The sequence below is a fragment of the Amycolatopsis sp. FBCC-B4732 genome (assembly GCF_023008405.1).
In the GTDB taxonomy this organism is placed as follows: Bacteria; Actinomycetota; Actinomycetes; order Mycobacteriales; family Pseudonocardiaceae; genus Amycolatopsis; species Amycolatopsis pretoriensis_A.
The window spans coordinates 623,137-645,713 of the sequence record NZ_CP095376.1 but is presented as its reverse complement, the minus strand read 5'-3'; the positions used below and the strand labels follow the sequence as shown (position 1 = coordinate 645,713).

The following is a 22,577-nucleotide window of genomic DNA, read 5'->3' as shown; positions in this document are numbered from 1 at the left end:
CCCGCGGCGGTGCGGTCCCCAGGGGGTCAGTCGCCGTAGCCGTGGCGGCGGGAGTCGACGTCGGCTCCGTGGCCGTTGCGGGCGTGGCCGTTGCGGTGGCCCGTGTCCTGGGAGCCCAGCTGTTTCACCAGGGCGGCCGCGCTGGCCGTGCCTGCCTGGTGCTCCGCCAGTGCGCGGGCGAGGAGGTCGGCGAGGCCGGCGTCCGGGGGTGGCTCGTCCTCCGCGATCGCACGGGCGTAGCTCTCCGGGAACGGTGCCGTAGCCGGCGTCCAGTGCCCGAAGTCCTCCATCGGCTCGAGCGTCGGCGGCATCCGCAGCCGCGGCAGCCAGGGCTCGGCCTCGTCGCGGTAGTCCGGCGCGGACGGCGGCTGGTCCTCCGGCCGCGGCGGCGGCGCGAGTTCCGGCTCGGGCCGTTCCTCGGCGCGGGGGGTCTCGGCGTCCTCCGCCCGTCGACGGCCCCCGGCACCCCCGGAGGAAGACGAAATACCGAGGCGATCCAGCACCGACCGCGCGGCGACGGACCCGTGCTCAGCGTCGTGCCGGGTCGAGGGCTGCGGCTCCTGTCGCGGCCGCGGCTCGGGTTCACGCTCGGCCGCGGGCTCGGGAGCGAGCGGCAAGGCGGGAGTGATGCGCGTGGGCGCCGATTCCCGTTCGGCCGCGGTTTCCTTCAGCCGGGCTTCGGCCAGCGCGGCCCACGAGAACTTCGTCTTCCCGCTCGCCGGTTCGGCCTCAGCAGGCTCCGGTCCCGGCGCACGGGCGGACCGGGCCTCCACCGGCTCGGACCGGAAGTCCGGCTGCCGTTCGGCCCGCACCTCGACGGGCTCGGACCGGAAGTCCGGCTCGGACGGCGCCTCCACCGGCTCCGGATCCCGCCTGCGCTTCCCCCCGGACCGGACTTCGACCGGCTCGGCTTCACGGCCACGCTCGGCCTCGGCTCGCTGCCCCGGCTGCCGCTCACGAACGGGCTCGGACCGGTGGCCCGCCTCCCGCCCGCGCTCCGACGGCACGTCCACGGGCCCCGCGTCACGCCCAGACCGCACCTCAACGGGCCCGCCGTCGCGGCCGCGCTCCGACCGCATCTCGTCGGGCCTCGCCTCACGCCCAGACCGCACTTCGACGGGCTCAGCGTCGCGCCCGCGCCCAGCCCCAACGGGCTCCGCGCCGCTCCGACGTTCAGACGGCACCTCGCCAGGCGCCGCCTGACGTCCGCGCTCCCCCGCCGAGTGCACCTCGATGGGATCGAGCCGCGGCTCAGCCCGGAACTCCGGTTGCCGCCCGCGCTCAACTTCAGCCCGCACGGGCTCCGCCTTCGGCACCACCCGAGGCTCAGGACGACCCACCGGCCGCCGCTCCACCACGACCGGCTCCGCGCGCCGGGGCGCCGGCTCGTCACGGATCGCCGGCATCACCGTCGTCTCGGCCGCGTCAGCGGTCGCCCGCGGCCGCTCGAACGACCAGCCCGGCGCCGGCTCACGGCCGAACGACCAAGCGGGCGACGGAGGCGACGGCTCGGCAACCACCGGAACCGGCCGCGACGGCACCGCCTTCAACACCTCGTCCAGATCCACCGAAGCCGGCTCGCCGGTCCCGAACTCGCCGGCCAGCACACTGCACGCCTGCCGCCGGGCCCGCGCGTGCAGCTGCTCCGCCGCCCGTGAGCGGTACAGGCAAGCGATGGCCTCCTCGGCCCGCCCGAACCGCTCCTCCAGCTGCGCCAGCTCCAGCCACAGCCGGGCCGTGACCGCCGGAAGCCCGTGCCGATCAGTGCTCGCCACGGCCTCGTGGACCAGCTCGATCGCCGCCTCGCCCGAACCCGCGGGCAGGTGGATGCGGGTCGCCACGGCCAGCCGCAGCCAGCCCATCGGGGCGACCCCGGCCGCACGGACCGGCTCCGCCAGCACGGGCTCCGCGATCTCGTACGCCATTTCCGCGTCGCCGCGGTCGAGCAGGGTGCTCACCAGCAGCAACACCAGCCGGATGCGGACGAGGCCGCCGTCGTCGGCCGGGTTGTCGAGCTTCTCCAGGAAACCGAGCCCGGTGCGGGCCGCGTCGGCCGCCGCCGTCAGGTCGCCGTGGCGACGCCGGTGCGAAGCCGTGCCGACGCGCAGCAGCGCGCGGACCAGCAACTGGGTGTCCGCGCCCAGCGACTCGTCGCCGAGGACGAGCTTGTCCGCCTCGACGAGCACCCGGTCCAGCTCCGCCTTGCGCCCCAGCAGACCCAGGCAGCCGGCCAGGTGGCACAACGCGGCGGCGCGGTGCACCGGCGAGACCACGGGGTCGGTCAGCACCGGCCGCAACGCGGCGAGACCGGTCAACGGCACGCCCAGGCTCCGGGCGCACACGGCGAGGTCGATGCGCAGCCGCGCGGCGATGTCGCCGTAACCGGCGTGCTCGGCCGCGCGCAGGGCCGCGACGGCCCGGCCGACCGTGGCCGGGCGCATCCCGAGCCGGACGCGCGAGGACACGACCAGGCTCTCGGCCCGGATCCACTGCTCGTCGGCGCCGGCGGCCTCCGACAGCGCCGCCGCGCGTTCGCCGAGGACCAGTGCGAGCTCGGGCGCGCGCAGGTGCAGCGCGTCCGCGCGTTCGATCAGCCTGCCGACTGCGGAGAGGGTTCCCCCGGCATTGGCGGAGCGCCCGCTCTCCACGCGGGAGAGCGGGCCCGTCCGGTGCGCTTTGCTGGCTTCCACGGGGAAACCCGCCCCCTCAGTCGCGGGTCAGCTTGCGGTGGGTGACACGGTGCGGGCGGGCGGCCTCGGCGCCCATCCGCTCCACCTTGTTCTTCTCGTACCCTTCGAAGTTGCCCTCGAACCAGAACCACTTGGCCGGGTCTTCGTCCGTACCTTCCCAGGCCAGGATGTGCGTCGCGACCCGGTCGAGGAACCACCGGTCGTGCGAAATCACGACGGCGCAGCCGGGGAACTGCTCCAGCGCGTTCTCCAGCGAGCCCAGCGTCTCGACGTCCAGGTCGTTCGTCGGCTCGTCGAGCAGGATCAGGTTCCCGCCCTGCTTGAGCGTCAGCGCCAGGTTGAGCCGGTTGCGCTCACCACCGGAGAGCACGCCCGCCGGCTTCTGCTGGTCCGGGCCCTTGAAGCCGAACGCGCTGACGTACGCGCGCGACGGCATTTCGGTCTGGCCGACGTGGATGTAGTCCAGCTCGTCGGAAACGACCTGCCACACGGTCTTCTTCGGGTCGATGCCGCCGCGGTTCTGGTCCACATAGGACAGCTTGACCGTCTCGCCGATCTTGACGACGCCGTTGTCCGGCTCCTCGAGCCCGACGATCGTCTTGAACAGCGTCGTCTTGCCGACACCGTTCGGGCCGATCACGCCGACGATGCCGTTGCGCGGCAGGTCGAACGACAGGCCGTCGATGAGGACGCGCTCGTCGAAGCCCTTCTTGAGCTTCTCGACCTCGACCACGACGTTGCCCAGCCGCGGGCCCGGCGGGATCTGGATCTCTTCGAAGTCGAGCTTGCGGTGCTTGTCCGCCTCGGCCGCCATCTCCTCGTAGCGGTCGAGGCGCGAGCGGGACTTGGTCTGGCGCGCCTTGGCGTTCGACCGCACCCACTCGAGCTCGGTCTTCAGGCGCTTCGCGAGCTTCTGGTCCTTCTTGCCCTGGACCTCGAGGCGCTCGCGCTTCTTCTCCAGGTACGTCGAGTAGTTGCCCTCGTAGCCGACGACGCGGCCGCGGTCGATCTCCATGATCCACTGGGCCACGTTGTCCAGGAAGTACCGGTCGTGGGTGACGGCGAGGACGGCGCCGGCGTAGCGGGAGAGGAACTGCTCCAGCCACAGGACACTTTCGGCGTCCAGGTGGTTGGTGGGCTCGTCGAGCAGCAGCAGGTCCGGCGCCGACAGCAGCAGCTTGCACAGCGCGACGCGGCGGCGCTCACCACCGGAGAGGTGGGAGACGCCTTCGTCCGGCGGCGGGCAGCGCAGCGCGTCCATGGCCTGCTCGACCGTCGAGTCGATCTCCCAGGCGTCGGCGTGGTCCAGCTCCTCCTGGAGCTGTCCCATCTCTTCCATCAGCTCTTCGGTGTACTCGGTCTCCATGAGCTTGAGGACCTCGTTGTACCGGTCGAGCTTGACCTTGATCTCGCCCAGGCCCTCTTCGACGTTCTCCCGGACCGTCTTCTCCTCGTTGAGCTCCGGCTCCTGCATGAGGATGCCGACGCTCGCGCCGGGCTGGAGGAACGCTTCGCCGTTGCTGGCCTGCTCGATCCCCGCCATGATCTTGAGAACGGTGGACTTACCGGCACCGTTCGGCCCGACCACGCCGATCTTGGCGCCGGGGTAGAACGCGGTGCTGACGTCGTCGAGGATGACCTTGTCCCCGACGGTCTTGCGCACCTTCTTCATGGTGTAGATGAACTCGGCCATACCCACGATCGTAGAGCGCGCCTGATCGCGTCTCGACGCCGGTCACCACCGGACTACCGATTGTCAGGCCGGGGTCACCGCGAGCGTGGTTTTCGGGCGCCCGGACGAGCCCTCAACCTCAACTGGAACCCGAGGGTCGCTTGCCCTCGGCGAGGTTCTTGAGCATCGCGTTGTAGGCGTTCAATTCTTCGTCGCCGGTGACCGCTTCGCGCCGGTCACGCCGCTTCGCCTCGCGCTCGTCCTGACGCGACCACTGCACCAGCAGCGCGATCAGCACCAGCAGCACCGGGATCTCGCCGGCCGCCCAGGCGATGCCGCCGCCGAGCCGCTGGTCGGCGAGCAGGTCGGTCACCCACGGCAGGTGCAGCTGGCCGTAGAACGCCTGCCCGATGACGGCCTGCTTGCTCATCAGGATCACGCCGAAGAACGCGTGGAACGGCATCGCGGCGAACATCATCCCGAGCCGGCCGAGGTACGGGATCCGCCGCGGCGCCGGGTCGACGCCGATCACCGGCCAGTAGAAGACGTACCCGGCGAGCAGGAAGTGCCCGTTCATGATCAGGTGCGCCCAGTGGTAGTTCAGCGCGTTGTCGAACAGGCCGGAGAAGTACAGCGCGTAGAACGACCCGACGAACAGCAGCAGCGCGACCACCGGGTGGGTCAGGAACCGCGACACCGGGGAGTGCACGAAGGCGACGAGCCACTCGCGCGGCCCCGGCGGGTTCTCCTTGCCCGCCGCGGGCAGCGCGCGCAGGGCGAGCGTCACCGGCCCGCCGAGCACGAACAGCACCGGCGCCACCATCGACAGCAGCATGTGGTTGCCCATGTGGACGCTGAACATCGCGGGCGCGTACCGGCCGATGCCGGACGACGTCGCGATCAGCAGTACCACGCAGCCGCTGATCCAGGCGACCGTGCGGCCGACCGGCCACGGGTCGCCGCGGCGCAGCAACCGCCGGACCCCCGCCAGGTACAGCCCGCCCATGACGAGCGCGAGGACGCCGTAGACGAGGTCGAAGCGGGTGTCGAAGAGCAGCCGCCACAGCGTCGGCGGGCCGTCGAGGTTGTAGCCGATCAGCAGTTCGGTGGTGGACGGCTGGGTGACCGCGTCCGCCGGTGGCGGCGTCCGCGCGAGCCCCGACGCGATCCCGATCGTGACGAACATGATCACGATCTCGACCGCGGCCAGCCGCAGCAGCTGCCCGCCGCCCTTGCCGTCCACGAGGTCGGCGACGCCCTTCTGGCGCTGCTGGTGGCCGAACACCCCGAGCAGCAGCAGCGCGACCGTCTTGGCCACGACCAGCAGGCCGTAGTCGGTGGTGAAGAGGTCGTTCAGGCCGATCCGGACCAGCGCGTTGACCACGCCGGAGAGCAGCATCACGACCCAGCACACCAGCGCCAGCCGCGAGAACCGCTGCGCGGCCAGGCTCAGGTGGCTCCCGCGCCGGTAACCCAGCGCCAGCACCGCGATCAGCCCGCCGACCCACAGCGCCGCGGCGACCAGGTGGAACAGCAGGCTGTTGGTGGCGACGTCGTGCGAGCCGCCGCTGGCGGAGTGGCCGGTGACCGCGACCGGGACCAGGCCGACGACGGCGAACCCGAACAGCACCGCCGTCCAGCCCCAGGTGAGCGCGAGCCGGCAGCCGAGCGCGACGAGCACCGCGATCAGCGCCGTCCACAGCCAGGCCTTCGGCTGCTCGATGGCGCCGACGAGGTCGAGCAGCGTCTGCGGGTCGAGGATGTCGCCGAACGGCTTCCCGGCGGTGTCCGCGGCGGTGAAGGCGACCGACAGCAGGGCGGCGGCGAACCACACCCAGGCGGCGATCCCGGCGGCGCGCAGTGCGCCGTAGCCCTCGGGGCCGAGCGTGCCCGACTTCTGCGGCGGCACCAGGAACGCGGCCAGCAACAGCGACCCGACGCAGATCACCGACGCGGCTTCGGACAGCACGCGCACGACGGTGACGCCGTACTGCGTGACCAGGCCCGGATCGGGGAGGCCGGCGATGACGTAGCCCGCCCCGCCGGTGAGGGCGATCAGCCCGACCGCGACGACGGCGGCCAGCAGCACGCCGACCGAGAGCAGGGGCAGCACGCTGGCCCGCCGCTGCGTGGGGACGTCGGATTTCGTGACGGACTGCTCGGACACGCCCCTGAGGGTATGCCCAGCCCCGGTCAGGCCCGTGTGACGGGCAGGATGGGAGCCGTGAAGATGATCCTGCTGCGGCACGCCGAGTCGCTCGGCAACGTCGACGAGCTCGCCTACACGCGGATCCCCGACCACGCGCTGCCGCTGACGGAGAAGGGCGAGCGGGAAGCGCTCGCGGCCGGCCCGGAGATCGCCCGGCTGCTCGACGGCGAGCGGCCCGCCGTCTACGTGAGCCCGTACCTGCGGACGCGGGAAACGTTGCGGCTGCTGGACATCGAGGCGTCGTGCGATCGGCTGCTGCAGGAGCCGCGGCTGCGCGAGCAGGACTGGGGCAACCTGCAGGACCCGGCCGACCAGGAGGTCCAGAAGGCGCGGCGCAACGAGTTCGGGCACTTCTTCTACCGGCTCCCGTTCGGCGAGTCGGGCGCGGACGTCGACGACCGCGTCGCGGCGTTCCTTTCGGACCTGCGCCTGCGCGACGAACGTCACCCGGAGACGGTCCTGATCGTCTCCCACGGACTCACGCTGCGGTTGCTGTGCCGCCGCCTCTTCGGCTGGAGCATCGAGCTGTTCGAGTCGCTGTCCAACCCGGGGACCTGCGAGTACCGCGTCCTCGAGGAGCAGGACGGCAAGTGGACACTGGACCGCCCGTTCGCCCAGTGGCGGGACTCACCCGACGGGGAAACGCAGCTCTAGCGGGGCCGTCAGCACGACGCGGGTGCCCTGCCCCGGCGCCGAATCGATGCGCGCGGCACCGCCGACCTCGGCCAGCCGCGCGTGGATGGAGTTGTCGATGCCGAACCCGGCGCGGCGGGCGCCGGGGTCGAAGCCGGTCCCGTGGTCGCGCACGGACACCGTGATGACGCCTTCGCGCTCTTCGAGGCAGACCACCGCTCTGGCGGTCTTCGCGTGCTTAAGGGTGTTTCGCAGCGCTTCGCGGGCCGCGTCGTGCAATGCGTTGACGACGGCTTCGGGTACGTCCGAAGGCTTCGCGAGCACGACGAGGTCGACGCGCAGGCCGTCCGCTGTCATCTCGACCGCCAACGCGCCGAGGCGGTGTTCGAGCCCACCCGGCTCGGCGGGCGCGTCGCCGTCGAGGCTCAGCCGCAGGCGCAGCGCGTGCGCCCGGGCGGTGCGCCGGACCTGGTCGAGCCTGCCGACGGGGTCGAGCGCGTCGTCGGGGGCGGGCAGGGCGAGGGACTCCATCACCTGCAGCACGGTGTCGTGGACGTCCCGGCGGTGCCGCTCGCGTTCGGCGGCTCGGCCGCGCTGCTCGCCCAGCCGGTGCGCGAACCGCATCGAGCCGGCGACCAGCAGCACGATCGCCAGCGCCGTCGCCGCGGCCGCGAGCAGGGCCGGCAGGATCCACGTCGCCGGCGCGGACGTGCCCGAGACCGCGGCCGTGCCGTAGCGCAGGAGCACGGCTCCGGCGATGGCCGCCGCGCCGGCGGGCGCGCCGCGCAGCAGGGTCCAGACCATGACCGTGCCCATGATGTTCGGCCAGGTCAGCCCCAGCAGGCCGGGCGCGAACGCCGCCGCGGCCAGGCTGGTGACGAGCGTGTACGCGGTGTCGGCGACCAGCACCGGGCGGATGCCGGTGGCGCGGCGGAAGACCCAGGCGACCTCGAGGAGGTTCGGCACGAGGAAGAACGCCACGGCGAGCCAGAGCACCGGCGCCGTGCGCCCGCCCGCGGCCCACAGCGCCTGGAGGAACAGCACCAGCCGGAACACGACCGGCACCAGCACGAGCCTCGGTACGGCGCCCTGCACCAGCGAAAGCGCACCCCACCGACCGCTCCCGCCGGCGAGCGCCCCCGCTCCGCCGAGCAGCACAACCCTCACGACGTCCTCCCCGGATCAAGGCCCCTACCCTGATCAGCCGACCTGAAATGGAAGCGTCGCCGCATTCATCTCAGTTTACCGACAGGGTCAGCTTGCCCCCACCGGTTCGGCACTGTCAACGGGTTCGGCCCAGACGGCGGGCAATCGAGGAGACGAGCGATCTCCATGCCGGGAGCCATGATTTACCCATGAGTCCGGGGGTGCGCCTCCCAGCTGAGACCCAGCGGAAGGCACCCGGCTCGATGGGAGAACCGCACAACTGGCTCTCCTGCGAGGAGCCCCGGGAACGCCCGCGTCGCTGTGATCCAGACGGCCACGGCACCCGGCTCGGGACGAGAAACCAGTGGAACGGGGAAGGGGGCCGACGGGTGACGCACACGATGACGTCCCGTCGGAGCCCCCGGACCCTCCCGCCGGTGTTCTGGTGGATCTGGATCAGCCTCCTGGTCAACTGGGCCGGCGCCTTCACCCGGCCCGTGCTCGCGCTGTCGCTGACGGCCGGGCACGGGTACCCGGTGTCCTACGCCGGGTTCGTCATCGCCCTGATCGGGCTGGGTGGCGTGCTCGGCACCGTGGCCGGCGGCGTCCTCGCCGACCGGCTGGGCCGGCGGCCGACCCTCGTGCTGGCGCACGTCGTCACCGCGGTGGCGATGGTCGCGCTCGGCGCGGCGAGCGGGCGCTGGCAGCTCGAAGCGGCGGCCTTCGCCGTCGGCGTCGGTTCCGTGGCGGCCCGGCCGGCGATGAACGCCGCGCTCGCCGACGTCGTGCCGCCCGCCGACCGGCCGCGCGCCTTCTCGCTCAACTACTGGGCGGTCAACGTCGGCGTCGCCGTCTCCGCCGCGCTCACCGGCGTGATGGTGGGCTTCGGCTACCCCGTCGTGTTCATCGCCGACGCCGCCGCGACCGCGTTGTGCGCGCTCGTCGTGCTGCTGAAGGTGCCCGAAACCCGGCCGCCGTTCACCCCACGGGCCCGCGTCGCCCGGCCGCCCTTGCGGTTCGACCTGCGGTTCGCCGTCTTCCTGCTCGCCACCCTCGCGATCGGCTCCGTCTACGAACAGAGCGCGACGACGCTGCCGGTCGTCATGGTCGGCGCCGGGCTCACCGCGGGCGCGTTCGGCCTCGTACAGGCCTTGAACGGGCTGCTCATCGCGTTCCTGCAGCTCCCGCTGACCCGGTGGGCGCGCCGGCACCGGCGACGACCGCTGCTGGTGGCGAGCGCGCTGCTGATCGGCTGGGGCTTCGGGCTCAACTTCTTCGCCGAGGGGCTGCTCGGCTACGCCGTCATCGCCCTGGTCTGGACGGTCGGGGAAATGCTGCAGATGCCCGTCGGCAGCTCCGTGGCGGCCGACCGGGCACCCAGCACGCAGCGCGGCCGGTACGCGGCCCTCTACACCGGCGCGTGGTCGGCCGCGGCCCTGCTCGGGCCGGCCGGCGGCGGCTGGCTGCTGGACCGCGGTGGCCCCGCGGCCGTGTGGCTGGCCTGCGCCGCGCTCGGCGCGCTGGCCGCCGCGGGGTTCGCGGTCGGTACCAAGCTTCCGCGCGAGGTGGCCGCCTCGGACGCGCGGAACGGGGAGCACTCCCCGGATCCCGCCACCGGAACCGGTGGTGGGCCGTCGATGGAAAGGGTAGCGCCATGAAGCAGGAGCAGTTCTCCGTCGAGACCGCCCCGGAAGCCCTGGTCGTCAACACCTGCGTCGCGGCGAGCCTCGTCGTGAACACGTGCGTGGCGGCGAGCCTCACGGTCAACACGTGCGTCGCGGCGTACCTCCCGGAGCGCTGATGACCGCTCTGCACGAAGGGCTGCCCGGCCGGAGCGGTGAACGCCGTTCCGCGCCGGGCTCCGGCCCGATCGTCACCCGGTTGCGGTCCTTCGCCGGCCTGGCAGGCACTCCGGCGGCCCTGCACCTCGCGGTGGCCGACATCCGCGACGTCCGGGCCGAACTGCCGTGGCAGGGCGACCTGCAGGGCTTCGGCACATCGTGGGACGACCCGGCGCACGCACGCGTGTCCGCCCGGGGCGAGGCGGTGGAGCGGTACTGCGCGACCCGGCCGCCCCGCGACGTCGTCCACGGCAGCCACGACGACCTGGTCGCGCGCGGGCTGACCGCGCTGTCCCCCGGCCGGCTCGCGCTGTATTCGCCGCGCCAGTACGCCACCCCCGGGTTCCCGTTCACGCCGTTCCTCCCCTCTTCGCCCGTGCACTGGGTCCGCGCCACCTCGCTCGGCGGCGGCGACGTCCACGTGCCCGCCTTCCTGGTCCACACCGGCTGGCCCCACGTCCCGAAGGCGTCCGAGGAGCCCCTCCACGCGTTCCCGGCGATCGGCGGCACGGCGGCGGGCGAGACCCTCGAAGCCGCGATCCGGTCCGGCTTGCAGGAAATCGTCGAACACGACGCCTCGGCGGTCTGGTGGCTCAACGGCGCGCCCCAGCCCACCCTGGCCCCGACCCCGCGCCTGGCCTCACTGGCCGGTGCCGACGAGGTCCGGTTCTGGTCGATCGCGAACGCGTTCGGCGTGCCGGTGCTCGCCGCGGCGGTCCGGTCGCCCGAGGGCTGGCTGACGGTCGGCACGGCGACGCGGCCCGACCCCGAGCAGGCGGCCCTGAAGGCGCTGGCGGAGGCGTACACACTGCAGATCACGTGCCGCACGCTCGACGACCGCGACGCGCTCTCGGCGATCATCGCGGGCTACGGCGGCCGCCCGGGCCCGTTGCGCCCGTGGCGGGCGGAGCGGGACTACGCCGACCACTACGGCCCGGCGGACCTCGTGGAGCTGCTGTGCCACCAGCAGTTCCACCTCGACCCGCGAGCCGGCGCGGCGGCACTGGCCTGGGCGACGGGCGGGCCGCCCCTCGACTGGGCGGCGATCCCACGGCCGGCGGACGACTCGCTCGACGCCCTGCTGGCGTGCGTCGCGGCGGCGGGGCACGAGGTCCTGTACGTCGACCTGACAACGCCGGAAGCGGCGGCGGACGGCGTGCGGGTGGTGCGCGTCCTGGTGCCGGGCACGGTGGGAACGGCGCCGGCCGCCTACCCGCCACTGGGCCTGCGGCGCGTCCAGGACCTGGGGGTGCGGCTGGGGTGGCACCCGGAGCCGCTGGACGAGGAGCAGCTCAACCGGGATCCGATGCCCCACGGGTGACCTCCGGCGCGGGCTGCCCGGCTGCCTCCCGGCGCCGCGACCGCCGGGCCGCCACCGCCGCGGGCAGGATCAGCGCCGCGACCAGCGCGACGAACCCGAACGCGGCCCCGAACCCGACCGCCTGCGCGATCCCCCCGATGATCGGCGGCCCGGCGAGGAACCCGGCGTAGGCGACGGCCGACACGAACCCGATCTCGCGCTCCCCACCGGCCCCGTCACCGCGTTTCCCCGCGTCACCGGCGAGGCTCAGCGCGAGGGGGAACGAAGCCGCGAGCCCCGCACCGGCCAGCGCGAAGCCGGCGTAGGCGACGACAGCGGCCGGCACCGTGGCCGTCGCGAGGAAGCCGGCCGTCGCCAGCGCCGCGCCCGCGACCAGGCAGCGGGTCGGCCCGAACCGCCGTTGCGCCCACGGTCCCGCCAGCCGTGCCAGTGCCATGACCAGCTGGAACCCGGCGAACGCCAGCGCCGCCGCCCCCTGGCCCACGCCGCGTTCGGCGGTCATCAGCAGCGCCGACCAGTCCGCCGCCGCGCCCTCGGCGACCGCCGAGCACAGCGCCACCGCGGCGAGCAGCCACAGCACCGGACGGCGGATCGGCGCCCGGCGGCCGGTGACCGCGGCGGCGTGCTCCGGACGGCTGCCCGGGACCGCGCGGACCACCACCAGCAGCACCACGACCGCGACGACGGCCGCGGTGGTCAGGTGGCGCGCCGGTGACCAGCCGTGTCCCGCGGCGAGCCCCGCGGCCAGCGAACCGGCGAGCGCGCCCACGCTGAACCCGGCGTGGAAGACCGGCATGACCGGCCGCCGGGCCCGGCGTTCGACGGCCACCGCGGCGACGTTCATCGCGACGTCGAGCATCCCGACGCTCGCCCCGACCACGAACAGCGCGCCGGCCAGCAGCGGGACGCCCGGCGCGTAGCCGATCAGCACCAGGGCGACGGCCGCCAGGACCGTGGTCCCGGCCACGACCGCCCTGGCCCCGAGGCGTTCGACGACCCTTCCGGCCACCGAGGCGGCCGAGAGCAGGCCGACGCTGGCGCCGAGCAGCGCGAGCCCGAACACGCCGGGCGAGGCGTGCACCTGGGCGGCCAGCGCGGGCGTGCGCGTCGCCCACGAGCCGATCGCCAGGCCGTTGAGGGCGAACACGGTGAACACCGCGACCCGATCCCGCATGGCTCCCCCTTCCGCGGCCTCAGCTTGACACGGCGCGCGTAACACCGGAACGGCCCGTTCGCAAGCCCCGTTCGCGGCCTTGTGGACAACCGCGGCCGGTTCCCCGAGTTGTCCACAGAATGGAAATCGCGGGCTGACAACCCTTCCCCGGCGCGCCAATCTGGAATCACACGTTCACCGCGGCCACCGGGCCGCGAACTCCAGAGGGGAATCCACATGTCTTCGAGCCGTCTCCGTTCCCGGCTGCCGCAGTTGCTGGTCCTGGCCGTGCTGGGGTTGCTGACCAGCACCGGAGTGGCCCAGGCCGCTTCGCCGCCGCCGGATCCCGCCTGTCAGAAGGGCGAATTCTGCCTCTGGTCGGCAGACGCCTACGGCGGCGAGTCCCAGCGGTTCGACCTGCGCACCGCGAATCCCGGGGAATGCATTCCGCTGCCCGAAGGATTCGCGGGATCCTCGTTCGCGAATCTGATGAGCCGTGACGTCACGGTGTACCAGGACGAGGAATGCTCGACCGAGGGCGATTTCATCACCTACCCGGGTGGCGGCACGTTCGTGCCGAACGCGCCGTTCCTCGTCCGCGCGGTCCAGATCTGGGAATGACCCCCGACCCGGGTCCGTGCCCGCCGCCGCTCCCAGGGTGGGGAGCCGGCTCGCGGCGGCGGCCGGGCCCGACCGGGGCCGCTCCCCCGACAGCGGCCCCACCCCGTGGGCGCGCCTCTGCGGCGTGGCGCGCCCACGGGCCCCGGCGGCAGCTCACCCGGCGGACAGCGCCTTCCGATCACCGCCGGACCGCGCACCTCCCCCGACCGGGTCGGATCGCGGGCCGTGACGGTGTCGCCACCGGACTCCCGAATTACGTCGAACGAGACCTGAAACGATTCGCCGGTGTCGAACGATCGAGAGGATGGCGACGACTAAGCTGCCGGTGCCGGGCGACCGGTACCGATCGGCTGCAGCCGTCGGCGCGGGCCCTCGTAGCTCAGCTGGATAGAGCAAGAGCCTTCTAATCTCTAGGTCGCAGGTTCGAGTCCTGCCGGGGGCGCCACCAGGGAAGACGTCGTGCGCGGCTGCGCACGACGTGCCCTGGCCACGTGATCGGCCCCACACCGGAACAGCTTCTCCTGCTCGGTGTGCTCCCACAGTGGACGGTGGCGGCCCGCATTCCCCCGCAGCGCGCGAAGGTCCGGACGACCCACCGTGCGAGCGGCCAGGTGGCCCAACCTGACCGGGCCGAGTTCCAGTCGAGACAACCTTGTTACCCAGGCGGCGAACCCGGCCGTCGTGTCTCGCGCGCGACCGAACGGTCACACCGAGCAATGAAACCCGTCAACCCGACACGCCGGACCGATCCGGCACACCCACTGGAGGACACGATCGTGGCGGACCACGGATCCACCCCGCGCCACCGCCGTCGCCGCGAGAACGGCGCCGCACGGGCCATCTTCGCCGAAGCGCGGCGGGCCGGTCTGGTGCAGCGGCACCTGAGGAAGCTGCACCACTTGACCTTCCGGGCGGCCGCGGAGCATTCCGGCACCGCACCACCGGTCGCGGGCGGCACCGCACTGTCCAGTTCGGATCCGACGACGGGCGGGCTCGCGGCACCGTGCGGAGACACCCTTCGGACGGCGAACGATCCGGTGCCGGACCAGGCCGCTGCCAACCGGGCTGCCTGACCGTCACTTGTGGGCACCCGGCCCGTTCCCCGGTACGCCAAGCACTTGCCTCCGAGCCGCTGACCACCGCAAAGGCGAACCTCGCACGCAGCGAGATGATCGTTTGCTTGATCATGTTCCAGATTGGAGGAAAGCCGGCGACGAGAGGACGGACATGGACCTGCCCACACTGCTCGAGCGCGCTTTCCGGACGACGGCGGACGTGGTGGCCGCCATCGAACCGGCGGCCTGGAACGGGCCGAGCCCGTGCCAACGGTGGTCGGTCCGCCAGGTCGGCAACCACATGCTCGGCATGGTCGGGTTGGCGACGCAGGCGGCGACCGGGCCGGCGCTGGACCCCGCGGACTCGCAGCCGGACCGGCTGGAGCACCTGGCGCACACCGAACGGCTCGGCGCGGACCCCGCGGCCACCGTTCGCGCGCTCGGGGACCGATGCGTCACCGCCTTTTCCGAGCCGGGGATCCTCGACCGGGTCACCCCGGGCAAGGGCGGCGCGGACACGCCCGGTTCGGTGCACGCCTTGATGTGCCTCAACGAGGTGCTCACCCACGGCTGGGACCTGGCGAGCGGCGGCGGGATCGCCTACGCGCCCGACGCCGAGGTCGTCGCCGCGGCACAGAAGTTCGCTGCCGTGCTCGTCGGGCCCGAAGCGCGGGCGCTCGGGATGTTCGGGCCGCCCGTGGAAGTCGGGGCGGACGCCGACCTGCTGACCGCGCACCTGGGTCACGTGGGGCGCCGGTCGCCGTGGCCGGGGGCGCAGGCGGCCGCGTAGGTTTCGCGACGAACCTGAATCGTCCGACGAGCGAGGGGAATTCACCATGAGCGGTGCGGCCGGGGGTGGCGTGCGGCGGTTCGAGCACGTCGGTGTGATCGTCGACGACCTCGAAGCGGTGACGGCTTTCTTCGCCGACCTCGGCTTCGAAGTCGCCGCGCCGATGCGGATCGAAGACGAGTGGGTCGAGCGGATCCTCGGACTCGAGGGCGTGCGGCTGGAAATGGTGATGGTCAACGCGCCGGACGGGAGCGGAAAACTGGAGCTGACCAAGTTCCACCACCCGGTCGACCCGGCGACGGATTCAGCGGACGCGCAGGCACCGGCGGTGAACCGGTTGGGGTTCCGGCACATCGCGTACATCGTCGAGAATCTGGACAGCACGATCGAGCGAATTCGGGCAAAAGGACTGGACACCATCGGCGAGATCGTCAATTACGAAAACATCTTCCGGATGTGCTACGTCCGCGGTCCCGAAGGTCTCATCGTCGAACTCGCCGAGGAGAGCAATTAGGGAGATGCGCGCCGCGGCCTCGCCGATAGCATCGCCAACGGGCGCAGGAATGTCCTGCGCCGCCGATGAAATCAAGGAGCGGATGCAATGGCCCGAGTTGTCGTACACGCCGTGGTCTCGCTGGACGGCTACATCGCCTACCCGGACGACTCGGTCGGGCCGCTGTTCGACTGGTACTCGAACGGCGACGTCACGATCCGCGCCAACGACGAGTGGTCGTTCAACGTCAGCCAGGCGTCCGCGGACTACGTGCAGCCCTTCTGGGACGCCATCAAGGTCACGGTGATCGGCCGGCACCTGTTCGACACGTTCGACGGCTGGGGCGGAAAGCCCGCGTCCGCCGACGAGCTCGTCGTCGTCACCCACCGGCCGCTGCCGGACGAGTGGCTGGCCCGGTTCCCGGACGCGCCCTTCCACACGGCCGACTCGATCGAGAACGGCATCAACCTGGCCAAGAAGCTCGCCGGTGACGGGCTGGTCTGCGTGGCCGCCGGTGACGTCGCCGGGCAGGCGTTCTCGGCCGGGCTCGTCGACGAGGTCGCGCTGGACGTCGCGCCGGTCGTCTTCGGCGAGGGCAAGCGGTACTTCGGCAGCCACGCCGGCACCGTCCAGCTCGAAGACCCGGACGTCGTCATCCAGGGCGACCGCGTGCTGCACCTGCACTACAACGTCAAGCGCTGACCGGTCCGGCGCCCGGCCGGTGAACGCGTCCGGCCGTCAGGGAAAACGTTTACCAGATCGCCGGGAGCACGGCCGCTCTCGGCGATCTGCGTGCCTCGGCGCAGTCGCGCGCGCGGGCCTTCCCGCACGTTCGGATACGCCCGCCGACCGGCGGTTCTTGTAGCTTGGCAAGCATGGCTGACTGGTTGGCGGATGCGGTCCTATACCAGATCTATCCGCAGAGCTTCGCGGACTCGAACGGGGACGGGATCGGCGATCTCGGGGGCGTCGAGTCCAAATTGGACTACCTGGCGTGGCTGGGTGTCAACACGGTCTGGCTGAACCCGTGCTTCGCCTCCCCCATGTTCGACGCGGGGTACGACGTCGCGGACTACTACCGCGTCGACCCGCGGTACGGCAGCAACGACGACCTGCTCAAGCTGGTCGATTCGGCGGGCAGGCACGGGATCCGCGTACTGCTCGACCTCGTGCCGGGGCACACCTCCAACGAGCACCCGTGGTTCGTGCACTCGGCGAACGACCCGGACGACCACCGGTACATCTGGGCGGCGGAGCGGGGCCCGAACTTCCAGCCGTCGCCCGGCAGCCGCGAGGGTTTCTACCTGCCGAACTACTTCCCCGTGCAGCCCGCGCTGAACTTCGGCTACGGGCGGCCGAACGAGGCCGAGCCGTGGCGCCAGCCGGTGGACGCCGAAGGGCCGCGGGAAAACCGGCAGGCCCTGCGCGACATCATGGACTTCTGGATGGGCTACGGCATCGCCGGGTTCCGCGTCGACATGGCGCCGTTCCTGATCAAGGACGACCCCGGCCTCGTCGAGACGTCGAAGCTGTGGCGCGACGTGCGCGAGTGGATCGACCGCGCGCACCCCGGCACGGTGCTGCTGTCGGAGTGGAACGACCCGAAGGTCGCTGTCCCGGCCGGGTTCGACGCGGACTTCTTCATGCACTACGGGGAAAGCCGCGCGTTCCGTTCGCTGTTCCACAACCGCGCCGTCTACGACATGACGTGGGAAGACCCGCGACCGGCCTACTTCGACGCGGCGGGCCAGGGCTCGATCGACGTGTTCCTCGCCGAATGGGCGACGACGACGGCGTCGATCGGCGACCGCGGCCACGTCATCCTGCCCACGGCGAACCACGACTGGCCGCGCCTGGTGGCGGGTTCCCGCTCGGCCCGGCACGCGCGCAGCGCGCTGGTGTTCCTGCTGACGTGGCCGACGCTGCCGGCGATCTACTACGGCGACGAGATCGGCACGCAGTACCAGCCCGGCCTGCCCGACCACGAGGGCAGCCTGCTGCAGGTCTTCGAAGACGGCTTCAACCGCGCGGGTTCGCGCACGCCGATGCAGTGGGACGCGGCGGATCCGGAGGTCACGTACCTGCCGCCGAACCCGTCCCCGACCCGGCCGGACGTGGCCTCCCAGCAGGCCGACCCGGACTCGAACCTGAACCTCGTCCGCGAGCTGATCGCCCTGCGCAAGGCGAACCCGGCGCTCGGCGCCCGGGGCGAGGTTTCGATCGTGCGGGCCGGCTACCCGTTCGTCTACCGCCGCGGCGAATTCACCGTGGTGGTCAACCCGGCCCTGCGCCCGGCGACGCTGACCGTCCCGGACCCCGGCGAGCTGATCCTCGGCCAGGGCACGAGCTACGACGCGGCGGGCCTGCACGTCTCGGGCTACGGCTACGGCATTTACCGGGCCGCCGCAGACTGACGCGCTTCGACGCAACGAACGGATCCCGGCCCGGTCACCACAACCCGGCCGGGATCTTTCGTCGGCGGCAGGCAGCACCGCCGCCACCGGGGCGGGGCGCACGACCGGGTGCAGACGGGGCGAACTTGCGCACCGCGCCGGGCGCAGGACGGGCCCCACGCGGCGAGCCCGGCCCACGCGGGTCCCAACGCGAGGAAGGCGCGGGTCCGCAACGCGCGAAAGCCCGCGCGAGTCCGCAACCCCGCGAAAAGGCCGCCGGGCGGCGGCTCGCACCGCCGGGCGCGGAAAGCCTCGCCCCGCGCAAGTCCGCGCCGCGTGAAGAACCCCCAGGCGGCGATCCACGCTGCTGAAGCACGAAAAGACCCCAGCCGACGATCCGCGCTACCCGAAGCACGAAAACACCCCAGCCAGCGATCCGCACTACCCGAAGCACGAAAACACCCCAGCCAGCGATCCGCACTACCCGAAGCACGAAAACACCCCAGCCAGCGATCCGCACTACCCGAAGCACGAAAACACCCCAGCCAGCGATCCGCACTACCCGAAGCACGAAAACACCCCAGCCAGCGATCCGCGCTACCCGAAGCACGAAAACACCCCAGCCAGCGATCCGCACTACCCGAAGCACGAAAACACCCCAGCCAGCGATCCGCACTACCCGAAGCACGAAAACACCCCAGCCAGCGATCCGCACTACCCGAAGCACGAAAACACCCCAGCCAGCGATCCGCACTACCCGAAGCACGAAAACACCCCAGCCAGCGATCCGCACTACCCGAAGCACGAAAACACCCCAGCCAGCGATCCGCACTACCCGAAGCACGAAAACACCCCAGCCAGCGATCCGCACTACCCGAAGCACGAAAACACCCCAGCCGACGATCCGCACTGCCCCGAGCGGAGGACTCGCGCGGAGGCCCGGCCCCCGCGCGAGTCCCCCGCCACGCGAAAGGGCCCCAGGCGGCGCTTGGCGCTGCCTGGGGCCCTCCCGAATCCGACCTACCGCTCGTGCGTCTTCAGCCAAGCGACGTAGTCCTGCACCGTCCGCGCCGAGTCGTACTCGGGCTCGAAGCCCGTGTCCTCGCGCAGGCGGGTGATGTCCAGGTAGTTCGGCGAGGGGCGCTCCGGGCTGCGGCCCGGGGGGAGGGTGATGTTCGCGCCCGGGACCGCCTTGTTGATCTCGTCGACGATCTCGGCGTAAGGCACCAGGCGGCCGCTCGAGACGTTGTACGTGTTGTGGTTCAGGTGCTTCGCCGTCATCAACAGGGCGATCGCGCGGCCGCAGTCCTTGACGTAGCAGAGGTCCGTTGCGTCCTCGGCGTAGGCGTCCGGGCGGGGCGGGGTCAGGTCCGCGTCCTCGCCCAGTACCGCCGAGCTGAGGAGTCGGGGCAGGGCGAAGAACGGCGAGTCCGGCAGGCTCAGCGGACCCCAGATCGTGCCGATGCGCAGGTTGACCAGCTCGAAGCCGCCGGCGGCCGCGGCTGCGATCGAGAACAGCTCTGCCGTCTTCTTGAACTGGAGGATCTGGGGCAGGGGCAGCACCGGGAGGGCCGCGTCCTCGCGCCACGGGGCGGAGTCGTCGACGCCGACGTACACGCCGATCGAGCTGGCGACCGAGAAGCGGCGGACGCCCCAGACCGACGCCGCCTTGAGGGCGTTCAGGAGGCCGAGGGTTTCGACGCGGAGGTACTCGACCGGGTCGGGGGTGGCGAAGTAGCTCGCCGCGAGGTGGACGATGCCGGTGATCTCGTGGCGCTTGCCCAGGTCGAGGAACGCCTGCTCGTCCGTGGTGTCCAGCGGCTCGACGACGACCCGGCCCTCGGCCTCGTTCGCGAGGTATTCCGGCAGTTCGGTCGACCGGTGCGCGGTGAGCACGACGGACTCGCCCTGGTCGAGCAAACCCCGTGCGGTGTGCGACCCGATGGAACCCAGGCCGCCGGTAACGAGTATCATTTTCATCCTTTCGCGCTTCGCCGACGAATGATCGCGCTCGTCTTTGCCGACAGTCATCCTGCCCTACCTCAGCGCATTTTTCGCCGGGGTGGAAGGGGATCGGCACGCTGGGAGATGTCCTGGTCCGGGGCGCGCGGGCACCGTGAAACGGTGAACCAGGACCCCAGGGAGCGTCGCCATGCAGCTTGATGACCACGCGATGAAGGAATTGATGCTGGCCGGCGAGTACCACCTCGCGAACGGGGAACTCCTGAGCGAGGAGGTCCGGCGCGCGCAGGTACTGCTGGAGGAGTACAACCGCAGTTCCGTGCTGGAAGGCGAACGGCGCCGCGAGATCTGCGAAGAGCTCTTCGGCGAATTCGGCGAGGGTGCCTACCTGCGCCCGCCGTTCTACTGCAACTACGGGTACCAGACCAAGATCGGGGCCCGCAGCTTCGCGAACTTCGGCGTCATCTTCCTCGACGTCGGGCAGATCACCATCGGCGAGGACGTCCTGCTCGGGTCGTACTCGCAGCTGCTGGCCGCCGGGCACACGATCGAGCCCGAGTCGCGCCGCGCGAAGTGGGGCTACGGCAAGCCCATCACCATCGGGGACAACGTCTGGCTGGGTGCCGGCAGCATCGTCGGCCCGGGTGTCACGATTGGCGAAAACGCCGTGATCGGCGCGAATTCCGTGGTGATGAAGGACATCCCGGCGAACGTCGTCGCCGTCGGTGCGCCGGCCCGCGTCATCCGGACCATCGAGCCGGGCGAAGACCGGCCCATCGACATCGCGAGCTGACCGAAACGAAAAGGCCCCGGATCGCTGAGCGGTCCGGGGCCTTTCGTACGCGGGTCAGGACGGGAGTTCGACCGACTGGCGGTGCCGGAACACGTTGCGCGGGTCGTACTTCTTCTTCACGGCCTGCAGGCGCGGGTACGCACCCTTGTAGTACAACGCGGACCACGGCGAAGACGATTTGTTGAACGCCGGGTCGCTCAGGTCGGCGTCGCAGTGGTTGACGTACGAGCCGTCCGAGACGTCGTTGGGCACCGGGACGCCGCCGGTGGCCGCGTAGACCTCGGAGTAGACCTCGCGCGCCCAGGCGATGTTGGCGGCGTCGCCGGCGGCGCCGCTCCACACCGACGACCACTGCACCTGGTAGGCGGCGTCGCGGTGCTGGATGGCCGTGTTCGCCTGCGGCACCGCGGAAACCTGGCCGCCGTAGGGCTGGAAGATGATGTTGATGTTCGGGTTGCTGATGTCGTCGCGGGTGAGGTGCTTGTACATCGCCGCGGTCTGCGCCCGGGTGAACAAGCCCTTCATGAAGGCGGCCTTGTACTTCGCGCGCGACGTCGGGTCGTTCGCGACCGAGTTGGTCGTCCCGGTCAGCTCGACGAACTGCAGCCACGGCAGCGTCTGCGGGGCGACGAAGTCGGGGGGCGCCACGCCGTCGGCGAGGTAGGCGACGTAGCCGTCCATGATGGCCTGCGCGTTCGGCACCGACACGTCCAGCTGCGCCAGCGCGGTGACCGCCCCGCTCGACTTGTGGTTCACCGACAGCGCAGCGGTGAGGTCGCGGGCCGGGCTGTTCGGCGACTTGTTGTCGATGTGCCACTGCGAGTAGTTCCGCACCAGGCGGGAGAACTGCGCCTCCGTCAGGTTGTTCAGGTTCCAGCCGGCGACGGTGAAGTTCGTCCGCGCGGGCGGCTTCGGCAGCAGCTTGCGCGGGTCGGTGCCGGTCGCGCCCGGCGAGCGGAAGAAGTACCGCGTCACGATGCCGAAGTTGCCGCCGCCACCGCCGGTGTGCGCCCACCAGAGCTCGCGGTGGGGGTCGCCGGGCTCGCGGGTGGCCACGACCGTCTGGGCCCGGCCCGCGGCGTTCACGGTGACGACCTCGACGGCGTACAGGTGGTCCACGACCAGGCCGTTGCGGCGCACCAGCCAGCCCCAGCCGCCGCCGGCGACGTGCCCGCCGACGCCGACGGAATAGCAGACGCCGCCGGGGATGACGACGCCCCAGGTCTTGTACAGCTTCTCGTAGACGTCCAGCAGGATCGCCCCGGACTCGACCGCGATCGCGTTGCGCTGCTGGTCGTAGTAGATGCGGTTCATGCTGCTCAGGTCGAGGATGACCTGGGTTTCGTCGCTGTAGACGAAGTCTTCGTAGCAGTGGCCACCGCTGCGGACGCTGATCCGCTTGCCCGCGCTGACGGCCGCGGTCACCAGCGGCGCGACCTGCGACGGCGAGTCGATGACGGCGACCCGCTCGGGGTGCGCCACGAACCGGGCGTTGAGGGCACGCACCAGGTCCGGGTACTGCTGGTCCGCGGGGTTGACGATCGAGGCGGGGCAATCGGCGCCCGCCGCGGTGGATTCGGCGGCTCCCGCCACGCCGGTGAGGAGCCCGTTGTCGAGGAGCGCCGTCCCGCCGACTCCGAGAACTGCGCCAGTGAGGAATTTTCTCCGACCAGTGACCTGCCGCTCATTGAGCATTTCTGCCGTTCCTCTGCGATCGCGACTGAGTGCCGAGTCAAGAATTGAGAGGAAAAAATTAACCGATCAGGTGATTGACCAGCATCTTGCGTCGTGCCTTTAACAAAAAA

Annotated in this window: 18 protein-coding genes and 1 tRNA gene; 12 read left to right on the top strand and 7 right to left on the bottom strand. The window is 71.6% G+C overall.

The features are described 5' to 3' along the window. Positions 1 to 26: 26 nt before the first annotated feature. The 3 genes from MUY14_RS02590 to MUY14_RS02580 all read right to left on the bottom strand — a co-directional run bounded on the left by MUY14_RS02590 (position 27) and on the right by MUY14_RS02580 (position 6,529). Complete coding sequence (locus tag MUY14_RS02590) at positions 27 to 2,690, bottom strand: hypothetical protein (RefSeq protein WP_247020402.1); 2,664 nt, start codon at positions 2,688 to 2,690, stop codon at positions 27 to 29. 16 nt (positions 2,691 to 2,706) lie between these two features. Next, positions 2,707 to 4,383, bottom strand: coding sequence for an energy-dependent translational throttle protein EttA (gene ettA, locus MUY14_RS02585; RefSeq protein ID WP_247020400.1), 1,677 nt, complete (start codon positions 4,381 to 4,383; stop codon positions 2,707 to 2,709). Between the two features lie 118 nt (positions 4,384 to 4,501). After that, positions 4,502 to 6,529 (bottom strand): cytochrome c oxidase assembly protein, encoded by a 2,028-nt coding sequence (locus tag MUY14_RS02580; protein ID WP_247020398.1) that lies wholly within the window; start codon positions 6,527 to 6,529, stop codon positions 4,502 to 4,504. Positions 6,530 to 6,586: 57 nt separating this feature from the next. On the opposite strand from MUY14_RS02580, the gene MUY14_RS02575 reads away from it, so the two are divergent. Continuing rightward, the gene (locus MUY14_RS02575) at positions 6,587 to 7,225 is read left to right on the top strand and encodes a phosphoglycerate mutase family protein (protein WP_247020396.1); all 639 of its coding nucleotides are present in this window, start codon (positions 6,587 to 6,589) and stop codon (positions 7,223 to 7,225) included. Here MUY14_RS02575 and MUY14_RS02570 read toward each other — a convergent pair. Further along, positions 7,199 to 8,362, bottom strand: a complete 1,164-nt coding sequence (locus MUY14_RS02570) for a sensor histidine kinase (RefSeq protein WP_396126833.1) — start codon at positions 8,360 to 8,362, stop codon at positions 7,199 to 7,201. The two genes, MUY14_RS02575 and MUY14_RS02570, sit on opposite strands and share 27 nt — an antisense overlap. Positions 8,363 to 8,787: 425 nt before the next feature. Here MUY14_RS02570 and MUY14_RS02565 point away from each other — a divergent pair, with 425 nt between their 5' ends. Genes MUY14_RS02565 through MUY14_RS02555 form a run of 3 tightly spaced genes read left to right on the top strand, consistent with a single transcriptional unit; the run spans position 8,788 to position 11,512 of the window. Continuing rightward, the gene (locus MUY14_RS02565; RefSeq protein WP_247020392.1) at positions 8,788 to 10,008 is read left to right on the top strand and encodes an MFS transporter; all 1,221 of its coding nucleotides are present in this window, start codon (positions 8,788 to 8,790) and stop codon (positions 10,006 to 10,008) included. Next, positions 10,005 to 10,151 carry a hypothetical protein gene (locus MUY14_RS02560; RefSeq protein ID WP_158104371.1) on the top strand — a complete coding sequence of 49 codons (147 nt, stop codon included), beginning with the start codon at positions 10,005 to 10,007 and terminating at the stop codon, positions 10,149 to 10,151. The genes MUY14_RS02565 and MUY14_RS02560 overlap by 4 nt, the downstream gene beginning before the upstream one ends. Next, complete coding sequence (locus tag MUY14_RS02555; protein WP_247020390.1) at positions 10,151 to 11,512, top strand: YcaO-like family protein; 1,362 nt, start codon at positions 10,151 to 10,153, stop codon at positions 11,510 to 11,512. Before MUY14_RS02560 ends, MUY14_RS02555 begins: the two co-directional genes overlap by 1 nt. Here MUY14_RS02555 and MUY14_RS02550 read toward each other — a convergent pair. Further along, positions 11,484 to 12,686 carry an MFS transporter gene (locus MUY14_RS02550; RefSeq protein WP_247020388.1) on the bottom strand — a complete coding sequence of 401 codons (1,203 nt, stop codon included), beginning with the start codon at positions 12,684 to 12,686 and terminating at the stop codon, positions 11,484 to 11,486. The genes MUY14_RS02555 and MUY14_RS02550 overlap by 29 nt on opposite strands. A gap of 216 nt (positions 12,687 to 12,902) precedes the next feature. Between MUY14_RS02550 and MUY14_RS02545 the strand changes: the two genes are divergently transcribed. The 7 genes from MUY14_RS02545 to MUY14_RS02515 all read left to right on the top strand — a co-directional run bounded on the left by MUY14_RS02545 (position 12,903) and on the right by MUY14_RS02515 (position 18,038). Further along, entirely contained in the window at positions 12,903 to 13,286 is a 384-nt protein-coding gene (locus MUY14_RS02545) for a peptidase inhibitor family I36 protein (protein ID WP_247020386.1), read from the top strand. Between the two features lie 368 nt (positions 13,287 to 13,654). After that, positions 13,655 to 13,731, top strand: a tRNA-Arg gene (locus MUY14_RS02540). Positions 13,732 to 13,777: 46 nt separating this feature from the next. Then, positions 13,778 to 14,359, top strand: a complete 582-nt coding sequence (locus tag MUY14_RS02535) for a hypothetical protein (RefSeq protein WP_247020384.1) — start codon at positions 13,778 to 13,780, stop codon at positions 14,357 to 14,359. A gap of 154 nt (positions 14,360 to 14,513) precedes the next feature. Then, the gene (locus tag MUY14_RS02530) at positions 14,514 to 15,131 is read left to right on the top strand and encodes a TIGR03086 family metal-binding protein (protein WP_247020382.1); all 618 of its coding nucleotides are present in this window, start codon (positions 14,514 to 14,516) and stop codon (positions 15,129 to 15,131) included. 46 nt (positions 15,132 to 15,177) lie between these two features. Beyond that, positions 15,178 to 15,645, top strand: a complete 468-nt coding sequence (locus tag MUY14_RS02525; RefSeq protein WP_247020380.1) for a VOC family protein — start codon at positions 15,178 to 15,180, stop codon at positions 15,643 to 15,645. An 87-nt stretch (positions 15,646 to 15,732) separates the two neighbouring features. After that, positions 15,733 to 16,326, top strand: coding sequence for a dihydrofolate reductase family protein (locus MUY14_RS02520; protein ID WP_247020378.1), 594 nt, complete (start codon positions 15,733 to 15,735; stop codon positions 16,324 to 16,326). Between the two features lie 173 nt (positions 16,327 to 16,499). Beyond that, on the top strand, positions 16,500 to 18,038 hold the full coding sequence (locus MUY14_RS02515; RefSeq protein ID WP_247020376.1) for an alpha-amylase family glycosyl hydrolase: 1,539 nt from the start codon (positions 16,500 to 16,502) through the stop codon (positions 18,036 to 18,038). A gap of 999 nt (positions 18,039 to 19,037) precedes the next feature. Here MUY14_RS02515 and MUY14_RS02510 read toward each other — a convergent pair. After that, the gene (locus MUY14_RS02510) at positions 19,038 to 19,991 is read right to left on the bottom strand and encodes an NAD(P)-dependent oxidoreductase (RefSeq protein ID WP_247020374.1); all 954 of its coding nucleotides are present in this window, start codon (positions 19,989 to 19,991) and stop codon (positions 19,038 to 19,040) included. 178 nt (positions 19,992 to 20,169) lie between these two features. On the opposite strand from MUY14_RS02510, the gene MUY14_RS02505 reads away from it, so the two are divergent. Continuing rightward, complete coding sequence (locus tag MUY14_RS02505; protein ID WP_247020372.1) at positions 20,170 to 20,772, top strand: sugar O-acetyltransferase; 603 nt, start codon at positions 20,170 to 20,172, stop codon at positions 20,770 to 20,772. Positions 20,773 to 20,826: 54 nt separating this feature from the next. On the opposite strand, the gene MUY14_RS02500 is transcribed toward MUY14_RS02505, so the two are convergent. Beyond that, positions 20,827 to 22,365 (bottom strand): FAD-binding oxidoreductase, encoded by a 1,539-nt coding sequence (locus MUY14_RS02500; protein WP_247020370.1) that lies wholly within the window; start codon positions 22,363 to 22,365, stop codon positions 20,827 to 20,829. Positions 22,366 to 22,577 lie beyond the last annotated feature (212 nt).